Below are 15,341 nucleotides of genomic sequence, written 5' to 3'. Positions count from 1 at the left end.
GGGCCATATTCTCCGATAGAGATCAAAGGTTTCGGAATCATGCACTCAAAGGCATTCGGTTGCTTCCTGCCCCCATTCCACGACCCCTCGGTCAGCCCGCCCGCATCGTTGAAGCACGATATCGAACTGTGCGGGTTGGTCGACGACCTCGGATTCGACGAGATCTGGCTGGGCGAGCACCATTCCAGCGGTTGGAGCACACTCAGCTCTCCGGAAATGCTCATCGCCGCGCTGGCCCGTGAAACGCGCCGCATCCGATTCGCTACCGGCGTGATACCGCTGCCCTACCATCACCCCGTTCACGTCGCGGAACGAATGGTGCTGCTCGATCATCTCACGGCAGGTCGAGCGATCCTGGGCTGTGGTACGGGAACCTACGTGCACGACATGGAAATGATCGGGGTGGATCCGAGCACACTCCGCGCTCATTTCCGGGCGGCATTGGAAACGGTTCAGGCACTTATCAACGGCGAGACGGTCGACACCGTGACACCGTGGTTCACCGCGAAGAAGGCCGTGCTGCAGCTGCGGCCGCTGCGCGGCGCCATCGAAACCGTTGTGGCGTCATCGCTGGGTGATCCGGGCATCGAGCTCCTGACCGATACCGGGACGACGCCGACCGTGCACGTGGTACCGCCGTGGGGAATGATCCGGCCCGGCATGGATAAGGATCCGGTCGGCTCGCTGATCGAGCGCATCGAGGCCTACCGGAACAAATCCGCGGGTGCGACGCGGATCCGGTGCAACGTTTTCGTCCATATCGCCGATTCCCCGGCCGCGGGTATCGATGAACTCATAACCGGATTCTCCGCGCTGCGGCGCGGTTTGTACCGGAATATCCTCGGCATGCCCATTCCGGATTCCCCGGTCGCACATCGCAAGACGCTGGAGAGTCTGATCGACGCGGGTGCGTTCATCATCGGGGACGCGGCGACATGTACCCGGATGATCCGCGATCTCATGGATCGCATAGGCGATCCGGTGACGTTGAATTTCTTCGTCCCCCAGTGGATACCGTACAAGGCGACCCTCGAACAACTGACGGCTATCTCGAATGAGATCCTGCCCGCCCTCGTCGGCGGATTCGACGGCACCGCGGAGTCGATGCGGCTCACCTCGGAAGAGGCCGCTCGTCAGATGAAGGCTCGAACCGAAATCGACAACGGGGGCAACAAATGAGCACCGCAAAACTGAGTCTGGACTTCAGTTCCGACGAATTCCTCGCCGACCCGTGGCCCATCTACAAGGAACTCCGGCGGTCGGAGCCGGTGCACTGGTCGGAGGCGTTCAACGCCTTTCTGATCACCAGGTTCGAGGACGTGCACAACCTGCTGTCGGACCGCCAGGTCGTCAGCGGATTTCCGATGCGCAGCAGTCGCCGGTTGTTCGGCCGGACATTGCTGGACACCGACGGGCCGCGTCATCGCGAAATGCGGAAGCTGTTCATGCCGCTGTTCGCGGGCGCCTCGGTGAAACGGCTGCGCACCGAAATACTCATTCCCGCGGTGGACCAGGTCCTCGATTCGATCGCGGCCGAAATGGGCGATAAGGACGAGGTCGAAATCGAGTTCATGGAGCGGGTCGCGGTCGGGGTGCCCTATGCGATGGTCACTCGATTGTTCGGTTTCCCGCCGGAGGACGCGGCCTGGCTGCGTCCCCGAGTTCTTCCGTTGGCCGGTGCGATCGAGTTTCCGGCGACGTCACTGGATATGGCGCTCACGGCCAAAGCGGAGCTGATCGAATATCTGAAGGATAAGCTCGCCGACCGCCGGGCGGGCGGCCGGATGCCGTTCCTCGATCTCGTCTTTCCGCCCGGTGAACCGCTCGACGAATCCTTGCTGGGAACGGCGACGCTATTTATGCTGGCGGGCACCGAGACGAGCGTCGCCACCATCGGCAAAATCATGTACGCGGTCCTGGCGCACAATGTCGAATTATCGGCGTTGGCCGATAACGAATACCGGACCCAGGTGGTTCGCGAAACGCTGCGGTGGGAACCGCCGAGCCACACCATTCTCAGGTACGCGTCCACCGACCTGAATATCCACGGTGTTGATATTCCGCGACGGTCGACGCTTTTGTTGTCGCTGGGTAGCGCCAGCCGTGACGAGAATGCGTTCGCGGATCCGGATACCTGGCGTCCGGACCGGACCGATCAGCGGACGCTGGCCTTTTCCGCAGGACCGCACACCTGCCTCGGCATTCAGCTCGCCCTGTCGGAATTCGACACGCTGTTCGAGCGGTTGTCGCTCCGGTTCGGCGGCGTCCGGCGCAGCGGCTCGCTCGACGGCATCCGGCCCGGTTTCTGGCGGCTGCGCGAGCGCGGCCACATTTTCCGCAGGCCCGATCACCTTCATGTCCGATTCGACCGCCGACGCGAAGGGAGCAGTACGGCCGATGCCTGATGTGCGAGCCGCTCCCTACGATCTGACGGTCGAATTGGCGGCCGGGTCCGCCGGGCGCGACCGCATGGCGCTGGTGGTGGCCGCGTTCGCGGTCACCCTGTGCCGGTGGACGGCCGCGAGCGAGGCCGCGATCTCGGTCGCCGGGCGGGTGATCCGGCTCCGGCTCGACGACCGAGCGCCCATCGATGACTTCCTGCGAACGGTGCACGCGGTCACCGAGGACGGATCCGTCGACCTGGTGATCGTTTCCGAGCACACCGATCTGCGGTCCGGGGAGATCCGCTTCATCACCGAGGTGCCGAATGCCGAGCACGGGTTCATCGCCGATGTCGCCGCCGCGGTGAACGAGCTTGCCTCCCTTGATGGTTCGGTACAGGACGTGCGCTGTATCGCGCCGGAGCGCCGCCAGCTCCTCGATGCCATGGCGGGCGCCGACATCCCCGCGGCCGATATCGAAACCCTGTTCCTGGATCAGGTGCGGCGCCACCCATGGGAGGTCGCGGTCCGCGACGCGACCGTCGAGCTGACCTACGAGCAGCTCGCGCACGCCGCCGATCGGTACGCCGACGTGCTGCGGCGGGCCGGGGTCCGGCCCCGGGACACGGTGTTGGTCGCGATCCGGAGGTCCGTCGCAGAGGTGGTGACGCTGTTCGCGATCATCCGACTCGGCGCCGCGTACGCGGGATTCGACGAGGACGCACCCGAAGCCCGGCTGGCGCGGATGGTCGGCAAGCTCGCGCCCGCGGCCGCGGTGGTCGATGCTGTCACGATCGACCATCCCGCACTGCGGGAAGTGACCCGCGTCGATACCTGGCATCCCGAACAAGGCACCGAGCACGGGGCGCTGAGCCGAACACCCGGCTCCGACGACCCGAACCGCACGGCGTACATCGCGTTCACCTCGGGATCCACCGGCGAACCGAAAGGCGTTGTCGTACCACACCGTGCGGTCACGCGACTCGCGCGCACCACCGAAATCCAGCCGCGCCCGGGCGACCGCGTGCTGCGGATGGCGCCGCTGGCTTTCGACGCGTCGACGTACGAGATCTGGGCGACGTTGCTCAACGGCGCGACGCTGGAGGTCTTTCCCGGGAAACTTCCGTCGGTCGGAAAGCTGGAGCGGTTCCTCACCGAGCGGAAGATCTCGGTCGCCTGGTTGACGGCCAGCCTCTTCCGGCTGGTCGCCAAGTCTCGGCCGCAGGCGCTCACCGGACTGCGCTGGCTCTTGACCGGCGGTGAGGTCGTATCGCACGAGTCCGCGGCGCGGATGCTCGAAGCGCATCCCGGGTTGGTGATCACGAACGGATACGGCCCCACCGAAAACACCACTTTCACAACCACATACACCGTGCGGGACAGTGCGGAGATCGATGGGCCGCTCCCCATCGGCAAACCGATCGCGGGCACAAAGGTTTTCGTTCTCGACCGCGACGCCCGCCTGCTCCCGCCCGGCGCGGTCGGCGAATTGTACGCGGCCGGAACAGGTTTGGCCGATGGCTATCTCGATGACGAGATCGAGACGAATAAACGGTTCGGCCACTTCTCGCCGGATATCGATGAACGTCTATACCGCACAGGCGATCTGGTCCGGCTCGACCCGAACGGCAACCTGGTCTTCCTCGGCCGCGCGGACAAGCAGATCAAACTCGACGGACATCGCATCGAAACCGAGGAGATCGGCAGCATTCTCGCTCGCCATCCCGGTATCCGCGACGCGGTGATAGTTGTTGCGCGGCAACCGGATCGCAGCCCCCAGCTCATCGCCGGCGTCGTCCCGCACCCCGGCGCCGACGCGGACCAGCGAGCCTGGCGCACGTATCTGTCACACCTGCTGCCGAGCTACGCGTTACCGGCCCGATGGGTCGTCGTCGACGAGATCCCGCTCACCCGCAACGGAAAAGTCGACGAAAAAGCCCTGATCGAATCCGCGATACCGCCCGCGCCCGCGCGCGACGGAGACCGCGATGCCCTCGCCGCTCGACGGCGATGAGCGCCTGACGAAGGAGTACCCGATGAAGTTGTCGCTCGGGCAGGAACGTCTGTGGCTGATACAGCAGCTCGACCAGACCAGCGCCGCGTACAACATCCCGATCGTGCTGCGGTTCCGCGACGGTGTCGATTACGCGGCACTCGACCGCGCGCTCGACCTGCTCGCCACCCGCCACCCGGTGCTGCGCTGGGCGTTCGTCGTCGACGAATCGGGTACGCCGGCCGCGAAACCGGTGCCGGACTTCCGGATTCCGGTGGCGCGACGGACCGCGGCGGACAGCCGGAACGGATGGCAGACACACGCGGCCGACCTGGCCAGGGAGCCGTTCGACCTCGCGGCGGCACCGCCGGTGCGCGCGATGGTTGTCGAATGCGCCGACGGATCGGCCGTGCTGTGCCTGGTGAACCATCACATCATCACCGACGGACGTTCCATCCAGATCGTCACCGAGGATCTCATCGCCTTCTACCGAGGGCAGCTGCCCGCACCGCTCGACGTGACCTACCAGGATTTCGTCGCATGGCAGCGCGCGAGCACCGACGCCGACTCCGCGGCGGAGCACCTCGAGTATTGGCGGCGGGAGCTCGCCGGATTCGAACCGCTGCGGCTGCCGACGGACCGGCCGCGATCGGCCGATCCCGGATTCGCGGGCGACCACGTCGATTTCGAGCTGCCGACCGAGCTCACGGCGAGCTTTTCCGCCTTCGCCCTGCGGAATCGGTGCGCGCTCTCCAGCGCCGTCGCCGCGGTGTTCCAGGCGCTGCTGGCGCTGCATTCCGGACAGGAGGACATCACCATCGGAACGGTGCTCGCGGGCCGCGACGACCGCCGATTCGCCGATGTACTCGGGTTTTTCGTGAATACCGTGGTGTTGCGCACGCAGATCACCCCGTCGACGTCGTTCCGCGAGCTGATCCGGACGGCACGCACCAAGATGGTCGCGGCGTACGCCCACCAACAGGCGCCGTTCGAGCAGGTGGTCGCGGAGATCCGGCCCGAACGGGATCCGGGGCGCAATGCGATCTTCGATGTCGTCGTCGTGCACAACGGGGAGGTTCCCGCACCCGGCGAGGACGAAATCTCCAGCGTCCCATGGGCAGGCGTGGCCACCCGGTTCGACCTGGAGCTGGTCACCCATATGCAGGACGGCGAGCTGCACGGCTCACTTGTGTTCCGCACCAGCCTTTTTCACCGATCCACCGCGAAGCGGCTCGTCAGCAGACTCATCCGGCTGGTCGAACACGCGCTGGCGAACCCGGACGAGCCGATGTTCGAATACCTACGCGGACAACTCGATTACTGGCGGCGAGAACTCGCCGATGCGCCCGCGGCGCTGGACCTACCGACCGACCGCGCACGCCAGCCGGTGGCGTCCTACCGCGGCGACTCGGTCTCCTTCGAAGTGGACCCGGGTGTCGCCGCGCAGCTACGTGAGCTGAGCAGTCGCCATGACGTCACGCTGTTCATGACGCTGCTGGCGGCCTACAACCTCACGCTGTCCCGTTACGCACGCACCACCGACGTAACAGTCGGCATACCAACAGAATCCGATGCCAACCTGCTGATACTGCGTACCGACCTCTCCGGCGATCCCGCCTTCCCGGAACTGCTCGATCGCGTGCGGAAGACCACGCTCGGCGCATACGCGCACCAGGACGTTCCCTTCGAACGTCTCGTCGAGGAACTGGCACCCCACCGGGACTTCAGCCGAAACCCGCTCGCCCAAGCCGCTTTTCAGCTGGTGGACGTGCCGTTGCCGGAAGTTTCGCCGCTCGGCACGCAAGCGGTGCCGTTCGATCTCGAATGCCATGTCGCGGAACGGAACAGCGGGCTACAGGTGCGGGTCGACTACAACGCCGATCTGTTCGACCGCGTCACGATCGATCGATTCATCGGCCACTTCCATCAACTACTCGCATCCGTCGGGGCGGGCCCGGAGCAACCGCTGTCGACCCTGTCGATCATGAGCGATGCCGAAATCCGGCGGCTGACACAGGATTGGAACGACACAACCGAACCGTTGCCGTCACCGGCGACCGTGCCAGCGATATTCGCCGAACAGGTCCGCCGCCGACCACATGCGACGGCCCTGATATCCGGCGAAAACTCCCTGACCTACACCGAACTCGATATCCGGTCCAACCAACTCGCGCACCGGTTGCGGACCCTCGGCGCCGGGCCCGAGACCGTCGTCGGAGTGTGTCTGCCACGCTCCATCGAACTGATCACCGCATTGCTCGCGATTGTCAAAACCGGCGCCGCATACCTGCCGATCGATCCGGAATATCCCGAGGAACGTCAACGGTTCCTCCGCACCGACGGCGAGACGCAATTCGTGATCACCGCCGATCTGATCGGCGACCCCACCATCGATGCGGAACCATCGACCGCGCTCGAATCCGAAGTGGTACCGCAAGATCTGGCCTACGTCATTTACACATCCGGCTCGACCGGACGCCCGAAAGGCGTCGAAATCGAGCACCGGTCGATCATCCGTCTCGTCACCGGACTGCCAGCGGGCATCCTCGGCCCGAGCGAAGTACTGCTGCACGCGTCGGCGGTCTCCTTCGACGCCGCCACCTTCGAGATCTGGGGTGCGCTGCTCACCGGAGCCACCTGCGTCGTCTCCACCGAAAGAGTGCTCACCGCAGGGCCGCTCGCCGACGCGATCGCTCGTCATCGGATCAGCACGCTCTGGCTGACCTCATCGCTGTTCAACCACATCGTCGACGAGGACACCGCGGCGCTGACCGGGCTGCGCCAGCTCCTCGTCGGCGGGGAGGCGCTATCCGTCGCCCATATTCGCCGCGCCGTCGCCGCGCTGCCCGGCACGCGAATATTCAACGGCTACGGCCCCACCGAATGCACGACGTTCGCCACCTGCCACCCAATCACCAATCCTGTTGCGGCCGAGACGAATAACATCCCCATCGGCCGCCCGATCGGCAACACCCGGGTGTACGTCCTCGATGACAACGGCGAGCTCGCGCCCACCGGAGTGCCGGGCGAACTGCACGTGGCCGGGCTCGGTATCGCCCGCGGCTATCGCGGACAACCCGAACTCACCGCCGAGCGGTTCGTCCCCAACCGCTACGACACCGACGGCGACCGGCTCTACCGGACCGGAGATATCGTCCGGCACAACGCGAATGGCGATATCGAGTACCTCGGACGCTCCGACGACCAGGTCAAGATCCGCGGGTTCCGCATCGAACCGCGGGAGATCGAGGCCGTCTTGCAGACCCACCGGGATATCGCGCAGGCCGCCGTCGTCACGCGCGAAGACGCCACCGGTCAAAAGAGACTCGTCGCCTATCTCGTATGCAACGGCGTCGTCGACGACCACGCCCTGCGCACCCACCTACGTCGTGAGCTGCCGGAGTACATGGTGCCCGCGGCATTCGTGTCGCTGCCCGAACTACCGCTGACGATCAACGGAAAACTCGATACCAGAGCACTTCCCGAACCCGCGAGCGGATCGGATTCGGCCGCGAAGTCCGTCCGGCCACAGAACCCGACCGAAGAAACGTTGGCGGACATCTGGACTCGGATTCTCGGCATCGAAACCGTAGGCAGGGACGAGAACTTCTTCGATCTCGGCGGGCATTCATTGCAGGCCGCGCAGCTCGTCGTCCGGATTCAGGAGACGTTCCGGCTGAACCTGCCGTTGCGGGCGCTGTTCGAACGGCCGACGATCGCGAAGCTGGCCGAGGAGATCAACGGCGGGCGGCGGACGAGCACCACCCGGGTCCGCTCGTTCGATCCCCAGCCCATGCTGCGCGACATCATCCCGGATCCGTTGCCGCCCAGCGGATCCGGTGAAATCGCGGACATCCTGCTCACCGGGGCAACCGGATTCGTCGGGGCGTACCTGGTCCGCGCGTTGCTGACCCGGCCCGGCGTGCGCGTCCACTGCCTCGTCCGGGCCACCGACGAACAGGCGGGTTGGCGGCGGCTGCGCGCGAATCTCGACCATTACGGCCTGTCGGACGAGATAGACCAGGAGCGGATCGAGGTCGTTCCCGGCGATCTCGCGGCACCCGGGCTCGGGCTCACCACCGAGACATTCGACCGGCTCGCGGGCGAGATAGACCTGATCTGCCACAACGGCGCCCGGGTCGACGCACTGTCCAGCTACGAACAGCTCGAAGAGGCCAATATCGGCGGCACCCGTGAACTGATCCGGCTGGCGGCCACCACCCGGCTCAAGCAATTGCAGTTCGTATCAACCATTTCCGCCGCCGATGAAGGCGGCGGCCGCAGCGGCTACGCGGAAACCAAATCGCATGCCGAACAGCTGATCATCGCCGCACACGACCGCGGAATGCCCGCGGCGATCTATCGGCTACCGCGGATAGTCGGGGATTCGCGCACCGGACAGGGAAATACCCGCGACATCATGCTGCGGGTACTGCGCACCATTCTCGAGCTGGGCGCCGCACCCGACACCGAGCTGGCGGAACCGTGGATCGCGGTGGATGAGACGGCCGATCTGCTGGCCCGGCTCGGCACCGAGCAGCCGCGCAACGGCGGCCGGTTCGTGCTGACCAGTCGACGACCGGTGCGTCTCACCCATCTGCTGGATCTGTTGCGCGGCACCGGCATGGTGATCGACACCCGGCCCGTCGGCGACTGGCTCGCGATGCTCGCGGACCACTCGCCCGAGGAGCACGCCATCCTGAAGCTGCTCTTCGAATCCGCCTCCGACACCACCGGCGACAGCCAGCCGGGTCGTGAATTCGCCCCGATCGTCGTGCACGGCCCCGACGACAGCGCGCTACTTCGTTACGTCGACAGAATGCTTGTCCGGACCGACCAAGAAGGGCTATTGCAAATATGACTCGTGAACATCAGGTGGCCCTGTACCGGTCTATGAAATTGATCCGAGAGTTCGAAGAGCGATGTCTGGAGATGGCGATTGCCGGTGAGATCATCGGCGGTATTCACCCGTATATCGGGCAGGAGGCCGTCGCCGTCGGCGTATGTTCGAACCTGACGGAGCAAGATTTCATCACCAGTACGCATCGCGGGCATGGGCACGTGCTGGCAAAAGGTGCGGACCCGCGCCGAATGCTCGCCGAACTTCTCGGCACCCTCGAAGGTTTCAATAAAGGCCGTGGCGGTTCGATGCATGCCGCGGATATTCGGCTGGGCATCCTCGGCGCCAACGGAATCGTCGGAGCAGGCGGCGCGATCGGTTCCGGCGCCGCCTGGGCGGCCAAAGAGCGCGGAAATTCGGAGGTCGTCGTCAGCTTCTTCGGCGATGGCGCGATGAGCCAGGGCGTATTGCTGGAGGCATTCAACCTGGCCGCGATCTGGTCCTTGCCGATACTGTTCGTCTGCGAGAACAACAGGTACGCGACGAGCCTGAAAATCGACTCGGGACTCGCAGGCAATGCGGCGCGCCGCGCCGAGGGCTTCGGGATGGTCGCACGCACGGTCGACGGCATGGACGTCGAATCCGTGGCAGATATGGCAGGCGAACTGATCGAGCGTTGCCGCGCTGGTAAAGGACCCGCATTTCTGGAATGTTCGACCTACCGATTCTTCGAGCATCATTCGGTGCTCGAAAAAATAGGTGTCACATTTCGCGATCTCGACGAAGTGGCCGACTGGCGCGAGCGGGATCCAATTACTTCATTGGGTAAGCGGTTGGGCGACGAGATCGTCGCCGAGATCGATGCTGCGGTAAAGAAGGAAATCGATGCGGCGGTCGAGTTCGCGCGGAATGCCCCATCGCCCGAGCCGGAGGACGCACTGATGTACTTGTACTCGGCACCGATCGCGGTCCGGCCGGGGGTGATCCTGTGAGCGCGCTGCCACCGCCACCGCCGGACCTCGGCTATGTCCATGCGTTGAATCGCGCCCTGCACGCCGAGATGGCGGCGGACGACACCGTATTCGTACTCGGCGAGGATATCGGCGTCGGCGCGAGCGGAGTCACCGCGGGACTGGTGCCCCGATTCGGCTCGAAGCGTGTGCTGGACACGCCATTGTCCGAACAGGCGTTCACCAGTTTCGGGACGGGCGCCGCGATCGCCGGAAGAAGACCCGTGATCGAATTCCAGATATCCTCGCTGCTGTATCTGGTATTCGAGCAGATAGTGAACCAGGCCCATAAGTTCTCCTTGATGACCGGCGGGCAGGTTCATGTGCCCGTCACATATCTCGTCGCCGGGTCGGGTTCGAGAAATGGCTGGGCAGGCCAACATTCGGACAGCCCATACAGTCTGCTCGCACACGCGGGAATCAAGACGGTGGTTCCGAGCAATCCAGCCGATGCCTATGGGCTCCTGCGATCGGCGATTCGCGATCCGGACCCGGTAGCGGTGTTCGCGCCTTCCGCATTGATGGAAACAATGGGTGTGCCCGATTCGGGCGAAGAGGAGATCGTGCCGCTGGGCGAGGCGAATGTGGTGCGGGAGGGCGATGACCTGACGGTAGTGGCGGTGGGACAGCACGTCGGTACTGCACTCGAGGTCGCGGTTAGCCTGAGCGGTAAGGTCGGGCTGGAGATCATCGATCCGAGAACGGTTTATCCATTCGATTGGGAATGCCTCCGGAAATCGATCGACAAGACCGGACGCCTCGTCGTAATCGACGACTCGAACCGCATGTGCGGTTTGGGGGCGGAAATAATCGCGACGGCGGCCGAGGAATTCGACCTATTGTCGCCGCCGCGGCGCGTCAGCAGGCCGGATGGCACCGTTATCCCCTACGCCCTCGCGCTCGACCGTGAATTGGTGCCCGGTCCCGAACAACTGACCAAGGCCATTGCGGCGACATTGCGCCGGTAAAGCACCGAGGGAGAACAATGGAACCCAACGATATCGTTGATCGCTATCGGCGGACACAGGATGTTTTCGACGCCGTGCTCGCGGCGGTACCGCCGCAACAATGGGACGCGCAATCGGCGTGCGAACTTTGGACGGTGCGCGACGTGGTGGGTCACGTCATCTGGAGTCTGGAGGTCCTGCGCCATCACGTGACGGGTCAGGAGTACACCGAGAAATCCGGCCCACCGGGTTCCGAGCATCCCGGCGAACTCGCCGGCGACGACCCGCTGGCCGGATGGCGCACGAGCCGGGAAGCCGCCGCCGCCCTCCTCACCGATCAGCTGCTCGACCGGCCCGCCCCGGCGTGGTTCGTGGCCAGACGCCCCGACGCGACGATCGCGGATTTCCTGGAGTTGTCGACCTTGGACACCCTGGTCCACGCCTGGGATATCGGCTCCGCATCAGGCGTTGACGTGCGCTTCGATGCCGACCTCGTCGCGCGGGTGTTCACCCTCGCTCGTTTGATCGTCGTCCGCTCGGCGAGCACCTTCGGGCCGAGGCTGACACCGCCACCGGGCGCCGACCCGCAGACCCGATTGCTGGCCTTCCTCGGACGATCGGTCGAATGACCGGCCGCAGACGGCCGGTCGCTCGCGAGTGGCGGCATCCGCCACTCGCGAGCGGCACTCACTCGTCCATGGCTCCCGGCGCGGTCTTGGAGACCTGCATCAGGAATTCGAGGTTGTTCTTGGTCTTCTTCAACCGGTCGATCAGCAGATCGATCGCCTGATGCGAATCCAGGCCGGACAGCACTCGACGCAGCTTGTGCAGGACCGCCGCCTCATCCTGGCTGAGGAACAGATCGTCCTTACGGGTGCCGGACGGGTTGACGTCCACCGCGGGGAACACCCGCCGCTCCGCGATCTTGCGGTCCAGCTTGAGGTCCGCGTTACCGGTGCCCTTGAACTCCTCGAAGATCACCGTGTCACCGGTCGAACCGGTCTCCACCATGGCGGTGGCGATGATCGTCAGCGAGCCGCCGTTCTCGATATTGCGCGCCGCGCCGAGGAATCGCTTCGGCGGGTAGAGCGCGGTCGAGTCGATACCACCGGAGAGGATACGACCGGAGGCCGGCGACGAGTTGTTGTACGCGCGACCCAGTCGAGTGATCGAATCCAGCAGCACCACAACGTCTTTGCCCATCTCGACCAGCCGCTTGGCGCGCTCGATGGCGAGCTCGGCGACCGAGGTGTGATCTGACGGCGGGCGGTCGAAGGTGGAGGCGATCACCTCGCCGCGCACGGTGCGCTGCATATCGGTGACCTCTTCCGGACGCTCGTCGACCAGCACCACCATGAGGTAGACCTCGGGGTTGTTCACCGCGATCGCATTCGCGATGTCCTGCATGATCGTCGTCTTACCGGCCTTCGGCGGCGAAACGATCAGCGCACGCTGACCCTTACCGATTGGCATGATCAGATCGATCACACGCGTGGTCAGCTTGTTCTGCGTGGTCTCCAGGCGCAGGCGCTGGTTCGGGTACAGCGGGGTGAGCTTGGTGAAGTCCGGCCGACGCTTGGCCGCCTCGACATCACCGCCGTTGACCGTGTCCAAACGCACCAGCGGATCGAACTTCTGCCGCTGATTGCTCTGGTCGCCCTCGCGCGGCGCGCGCACGGCGCCGGTGATCGCGTCACCGCGGCGCAGGCCGTTCTTGCGGACCAGGTTCATCGAGACGTAGACGTCGTTCGGCCCGGCCAGGTAGCCCGAGGTGCGGACGAACGCGTAGTTGTCCAGCACGTCGAGGATGCCCGCTACCGGCTGCAGCACATCGTCCTCGCGGATCTCCAACTCGCGGGCTTCGCCGCCGCCACCGCCGCCATCGCGGTCGCGACCACGACGACGTTCCCGGAACCGGCGACCCCGCCGTCCGCGACCGCCCTCGTCCTCGTCACCGCCGCGGTCGCGATCCCGGTCGCGGTCGCCGCCGCGGCTGCCGTCACCGTTGCGCGTGCTCTCGCCGTTGCGGGCGCCATCGCTGTTGCGTGCGCCGTTGCGCTCGCCCTGCTGATTGCGCTCGCCCTGCTGATTGCGGTCGCGGCGACGCTCGCCCTGCTCGTCCTGCTTGGGCTCGTCTCCCGCAGTAGGGGTGTTCTCCCCACCGGAACGCGTCTGCGCCTGATCCCGGCCGCGGCGCTGGCGGCCCCGACCGCGCTGACCCGCATCACGACCGGACTCCTCGCCGGTCTCGGCCGCGGGGGCGGTGTCGGTGGAACCCGGATTCGCGGGGGCGGAATTCGCCGCCGCGGCTTCGGTCTTCGCGGCGGGCTCGGCCGTTTTCGCCGGTGCCGCAGCCGCTTTCGCCGGCGCGGGGTCCGCGACGGGCGTCACGTCGAGGGTGGCTTGCTCACCACGGGCCTCGGACTTGGCGGGCGCCTCCGTCGACGCCTTCGCCTCGGACTTCCCGGCGGCCTCGGCCTTCGCGGGCTTGGCGTCCGCCTTGGCGGCGGGCTTTCCGGCCTGGTTCTCCTTGATGGCGGCGATCAAATCACCCTTGCGCATACCGGAAGTGCCTCGAATACCGAGCTCTCCCGCAAGCGCGCGCAACTGCGGCAACAACATTCCAGTCAGCCCCGATCGTGCGACGTCGGTCCGTTCGCTCATCTTAGAAATCTGTCCGGAGTCACTTTCGCGGCTGCCCGTAGGGTTCGAATCCACCCCGGGTGTCGCGAGCAGGTCCGTATCTGTCACGGAAATCCTTTCCTTCCCTCGACCGCCGTGTGCTAATTCGAGGGGTCAGTCCCGCAGTCCGGGCACTGTGCCGGACTCGGTTTATCGCCGTATCACCTGCCCCGCCGGACCGGCGGCTTCGCCACCGGTTCTGAAAGGTGGGAGAGATCATTCCAGTTGCGCAGCTACGCAGTTACCCCCATGGCCTGGAGGCTCGAGCCTGGAGCCTGCTGGAGCGATTGCCCTGATGAAGCACCGGCGTCTGATGCGCACGATGTACGGACTCGCTCAGGATAGCTGGCACAAGGGAAACTCGGCAAGGCAGACTCGCCGCCGCGGTGCGAGTGACGTGCCACAAAGGTGGCGATGCGGCGGACGAGCCCGGCGGAGGCCGCTCCGCGCAGCTCACGATGGGTGCGCGCGGTCTGCGGCGGGTACTGCCGATCAAACACTGCCGACCTGGACGCCGTCGGCGACTCCCGGTTCGAGCACGCGCATGCCCTCCGCCACCGCGAGTTCGCCCAATTCGGTAGGGAATTCGCCGGTACAGAGCGCGAGCACGGTCGGGCCCGCACCCGAGACGGTGGCCGGAATGCCCGCCGCACGCAGCCGCTCGATCCACGCCGTGGTCAGCGGCAACGCGGGTGCGCGCTGCGCCTGGTGCAGCCGGTCGGCCGTCGCTGGCATCAGCAGATCGGGACGCTCGGTGAGCGCGACCACGGCCAGCGCGGCCCGGCTGACATTGAACGCGGCATCGCCGTGCGGCACCACCTCCGGCAGCAGCCCGCGAGTGTGCGCGGTGGCCGACCGCTCCTCCGGAATCAACACCACTGGACGCAGCGACGGATGCGGCTCCAGCCGAACCGCCCGGTAGATCCGGCCGTGGTCGGGTACCGCGATAGCGCCGCCGAAGTCGGCCGCCCGGTCGGTTTCGGTCCAGGACACCACGATTCCGCCGAGCACGCTGGCCGCGGCATTATCCGGATGACCCTCGAATTCGGCGGCCAACTGCACCAACCGGTCGGCGTCGACGGCGTCGGCCGTCGAATCCGCTTTGGTGGCAAGGGCGCAGCCCGCGGCCAGCCCGCCGACCACCGCCGAGGCCGACGAACCGAGCCCCCGTGAATGCGGAATCGCGTTGCGGCACACCACATCGAGTCCATCGGCCCAGACACCCGCGGCCTCCAGGCCGCGCTCGATCGCGCGGACCACGAGATGTGAAGGGCCCCAAGGCACATCGTCGGCGCCCTCACCCTCGACCCGGACGGTGAGCCCGGAATCGGTGGTGCGCACCTCGATTTCGTCGTAAAGGCCCAAAGCCATGCCGAGCGAATCGAATCCGGGGCCGAGATTGGCGGTGGACGCGGGAACTCGTGCGATGACACCGATTCCGGCGGGCAGCGGCGTCGTGACGCCCGTTCCCCGCTCGCGCATATGAGA

The 15,341-nt window shown here is 65.7% G+C and carries 9 protein-coding genes; 7 read left to right on the top strand and 2 right to left on the bottom strand.

Annotated features, from left to right (window positions below):
* Positions 1–39: 39 nt before the first annotated feature.
* The 7 genes from LGY53_RS42055 to LGY53_RS42025 are packed head-to-tail and all read left to right on the top strand — an operon-like array spanning position 40 to position 11,800.
* A complete protein-coding gene (locus LGY53_RS42055) occupies positions 40–1,179 on the top strand; it encodes an LLM class flavin-dependent oxidoreductase (RefSeq protein WP_225732270.1) in 1,140 nt (379 codons plus the stop codon).
* Positions 1,176–2,405, top strand: a complete 1,230-nt coding sequence (locus LGY53_RS42050; RefSeq protein WP_225732269.1) for a cytochrome P450 — start codon at positions 1,176–1,178, stop codon at positions 2,403–2,405. The genes LGY53_RS42055 and LGY53_RS42050 overlap by 4 nt, the downstream gene beginning before the upstream one ends.
* Positions 2,398–4,395, top strand: coding sequence for an amino acid adenylation domain-containing protein (locus tag LGY53_RS42045; RefSeq protein ID WP_225732268.1), 1,998 nt, complete (start codon positions 2,398–2,400; stop codon positions 4,393–4,395). The genes LGY53_RS42050 and LGY53_RS42045 overlap by 8 nt, the downstream gene beginning before the upstream one ends.
* Entirely contained in the window at positions 4,370–9,235 is a 4,866-nt protein-coding gene (locus tag LGY53_RS42040) for a non-ribosomal peptide synthetase (protein WP_225732267.1), read from the top strand. Before LGY53_RS42045 ends, LGY53_RS42040 begins: the two co-directional genes overlap by 26 nt.
* Complete coding sequence (locus tag LGY53_RS42035; protein WP_225732266.1) at positions 9,232–10,206, top strand: thiamine pyrophosphate-dependent dehydrogenase E1 component subunit alpha; 975 nt, start codon at positions 9,232–9,234, stop codon at positions 10,204–10,206. Before LGY53_RS42040 ends, LGY53_RS42035 begins: the two co-directional genes overlap by 4 nt.
* Positions 10,203–11,192 (top strand): alpha-ketoacid dehydrogenase subunit beta, encoded by a 990-nt coding sequence (locus tag LGY53_RS42030; RefSeq protein WP_225732265.1) that lies wholly within the window; start codon positions 10,203–10,205, stop codon positions 11,190–11,192. Before LGY53_RS42035 ends, LGY53_RS42030 begins: the two co-directional genes overlap by 4 nt.
* Before the next feature lie 17 nt (positions 11,193–11,209).
* Positions 11,210–11,800, top strand: coding sequence for a TIGR03086 family metal-binding protein (locus LGY53_RS42025; RefSeq protein WP_225732264.1), 591 nt, complete (start codon positions 11,210–11,212; stop codon positions 11,798–11,800).
* A 58-nt stretch (positions 11,801–11,858) separates the two neighbouring features.
* Here the strand turns inward: LGY53_RS42025 and rho are convergent, their stop codons facing one another.
* The gene (rho, locus tag LGY53_RS42020; RefSeq protein ID WP_374111320.1) at positions 11,859–13,922 is read right to left on the bottom strand and encodes a transcription termination factor Rho; all 2,064 of its coding nucleotides are present in this window, start codon (positions 13,920–13,922) and stop codon (positions 11,859–11,861) included.
* Between the two features lie 423 nt (positions 13,923–14,345).
* Positions 14,346–15,335 carry a homoserine kinase gene (thrB, locus tag LGY53_RS42015; RefSeq protein WP_167472512.1) on the bottom strand — a complete coding sequence of 330 codons (990 nt, stop codon included), beginning with the start codon at positions 15,333–15,335 and terminating at the stop codon, positions 14,346–14,348.
* Positions 15,336–15,341: the final 6 nt, after the last annotated feature.

Origin of the sequence: Nocardia sp. JCM 34519.1 (assembly GCF_020361265.1) — a bacterium.
GTDB classification, from domain to species: Bacteria; Actinomycetota; Actinomycetes; order Mycobacteriales; family Mycobacteriaceae; genus Nocardia; species Nocardia arthritidis_A.
Note: the sequence above shows the minus strand (reverse complement) of the source record. Positions and strands in the feature narration are given on the sequence as shown.

What these genes read in the sequence shown, in the direction of transcription:
- LGY53_RS42055 (WP_225732270.1), top strand. Translation starts at nt 40, where the DNA reads ATGCACTCAAAGGCATTCGGTTGCTTCCTGCCCCCATTCCACGACCCC.
- LGY53_RS42050 (WP_225732269.1), top strand. Translation starts at nt 1,176, where the DNA reads ATGAGCACCGCAAAACTGAGTCTGGACTTCAGTTCCGACGAATTCCTC.
- LGY53_RS42045 (WP_225732268.1), top strand. Translation starts at nt 2,398, where the DNA reads ATGCCTGATGTGCGAGCCGCTCCCTACGATCTGACGGTCGAATTGGCG.
- LGY53_RS42040 (WP_225732267.1), top strand. Translation starts at nt 4,370, where the DNA reads ATGCCCTCGCCGCTCGACGGCGATGAGCGCCTGACGAAGGAGTACCCG.
- LGY53_RS42035 (WP_225732266.1), top strand. Translation starts at nt 9,232, where the DNA reads ATGACTCGTGAACATCAGGTGGCCCTGTACCGGTCTATGAAATTGATC.
- LGY53_RS42025 (WP_225732264.1), top strand. Translation starts at nt 11,210, where the DNA reads ATGGAACCCAACGATATCGTTGATCGCTATCGGCGGACACAGGATGTT.
- thrB (WP_167472512.1), bottom strand. Translation starts at nt 15,335, where the DNA reads ATGCGCGAGCGGGGAACGGGCGTCACGACGCCGCTGCCCGCCGGAATC.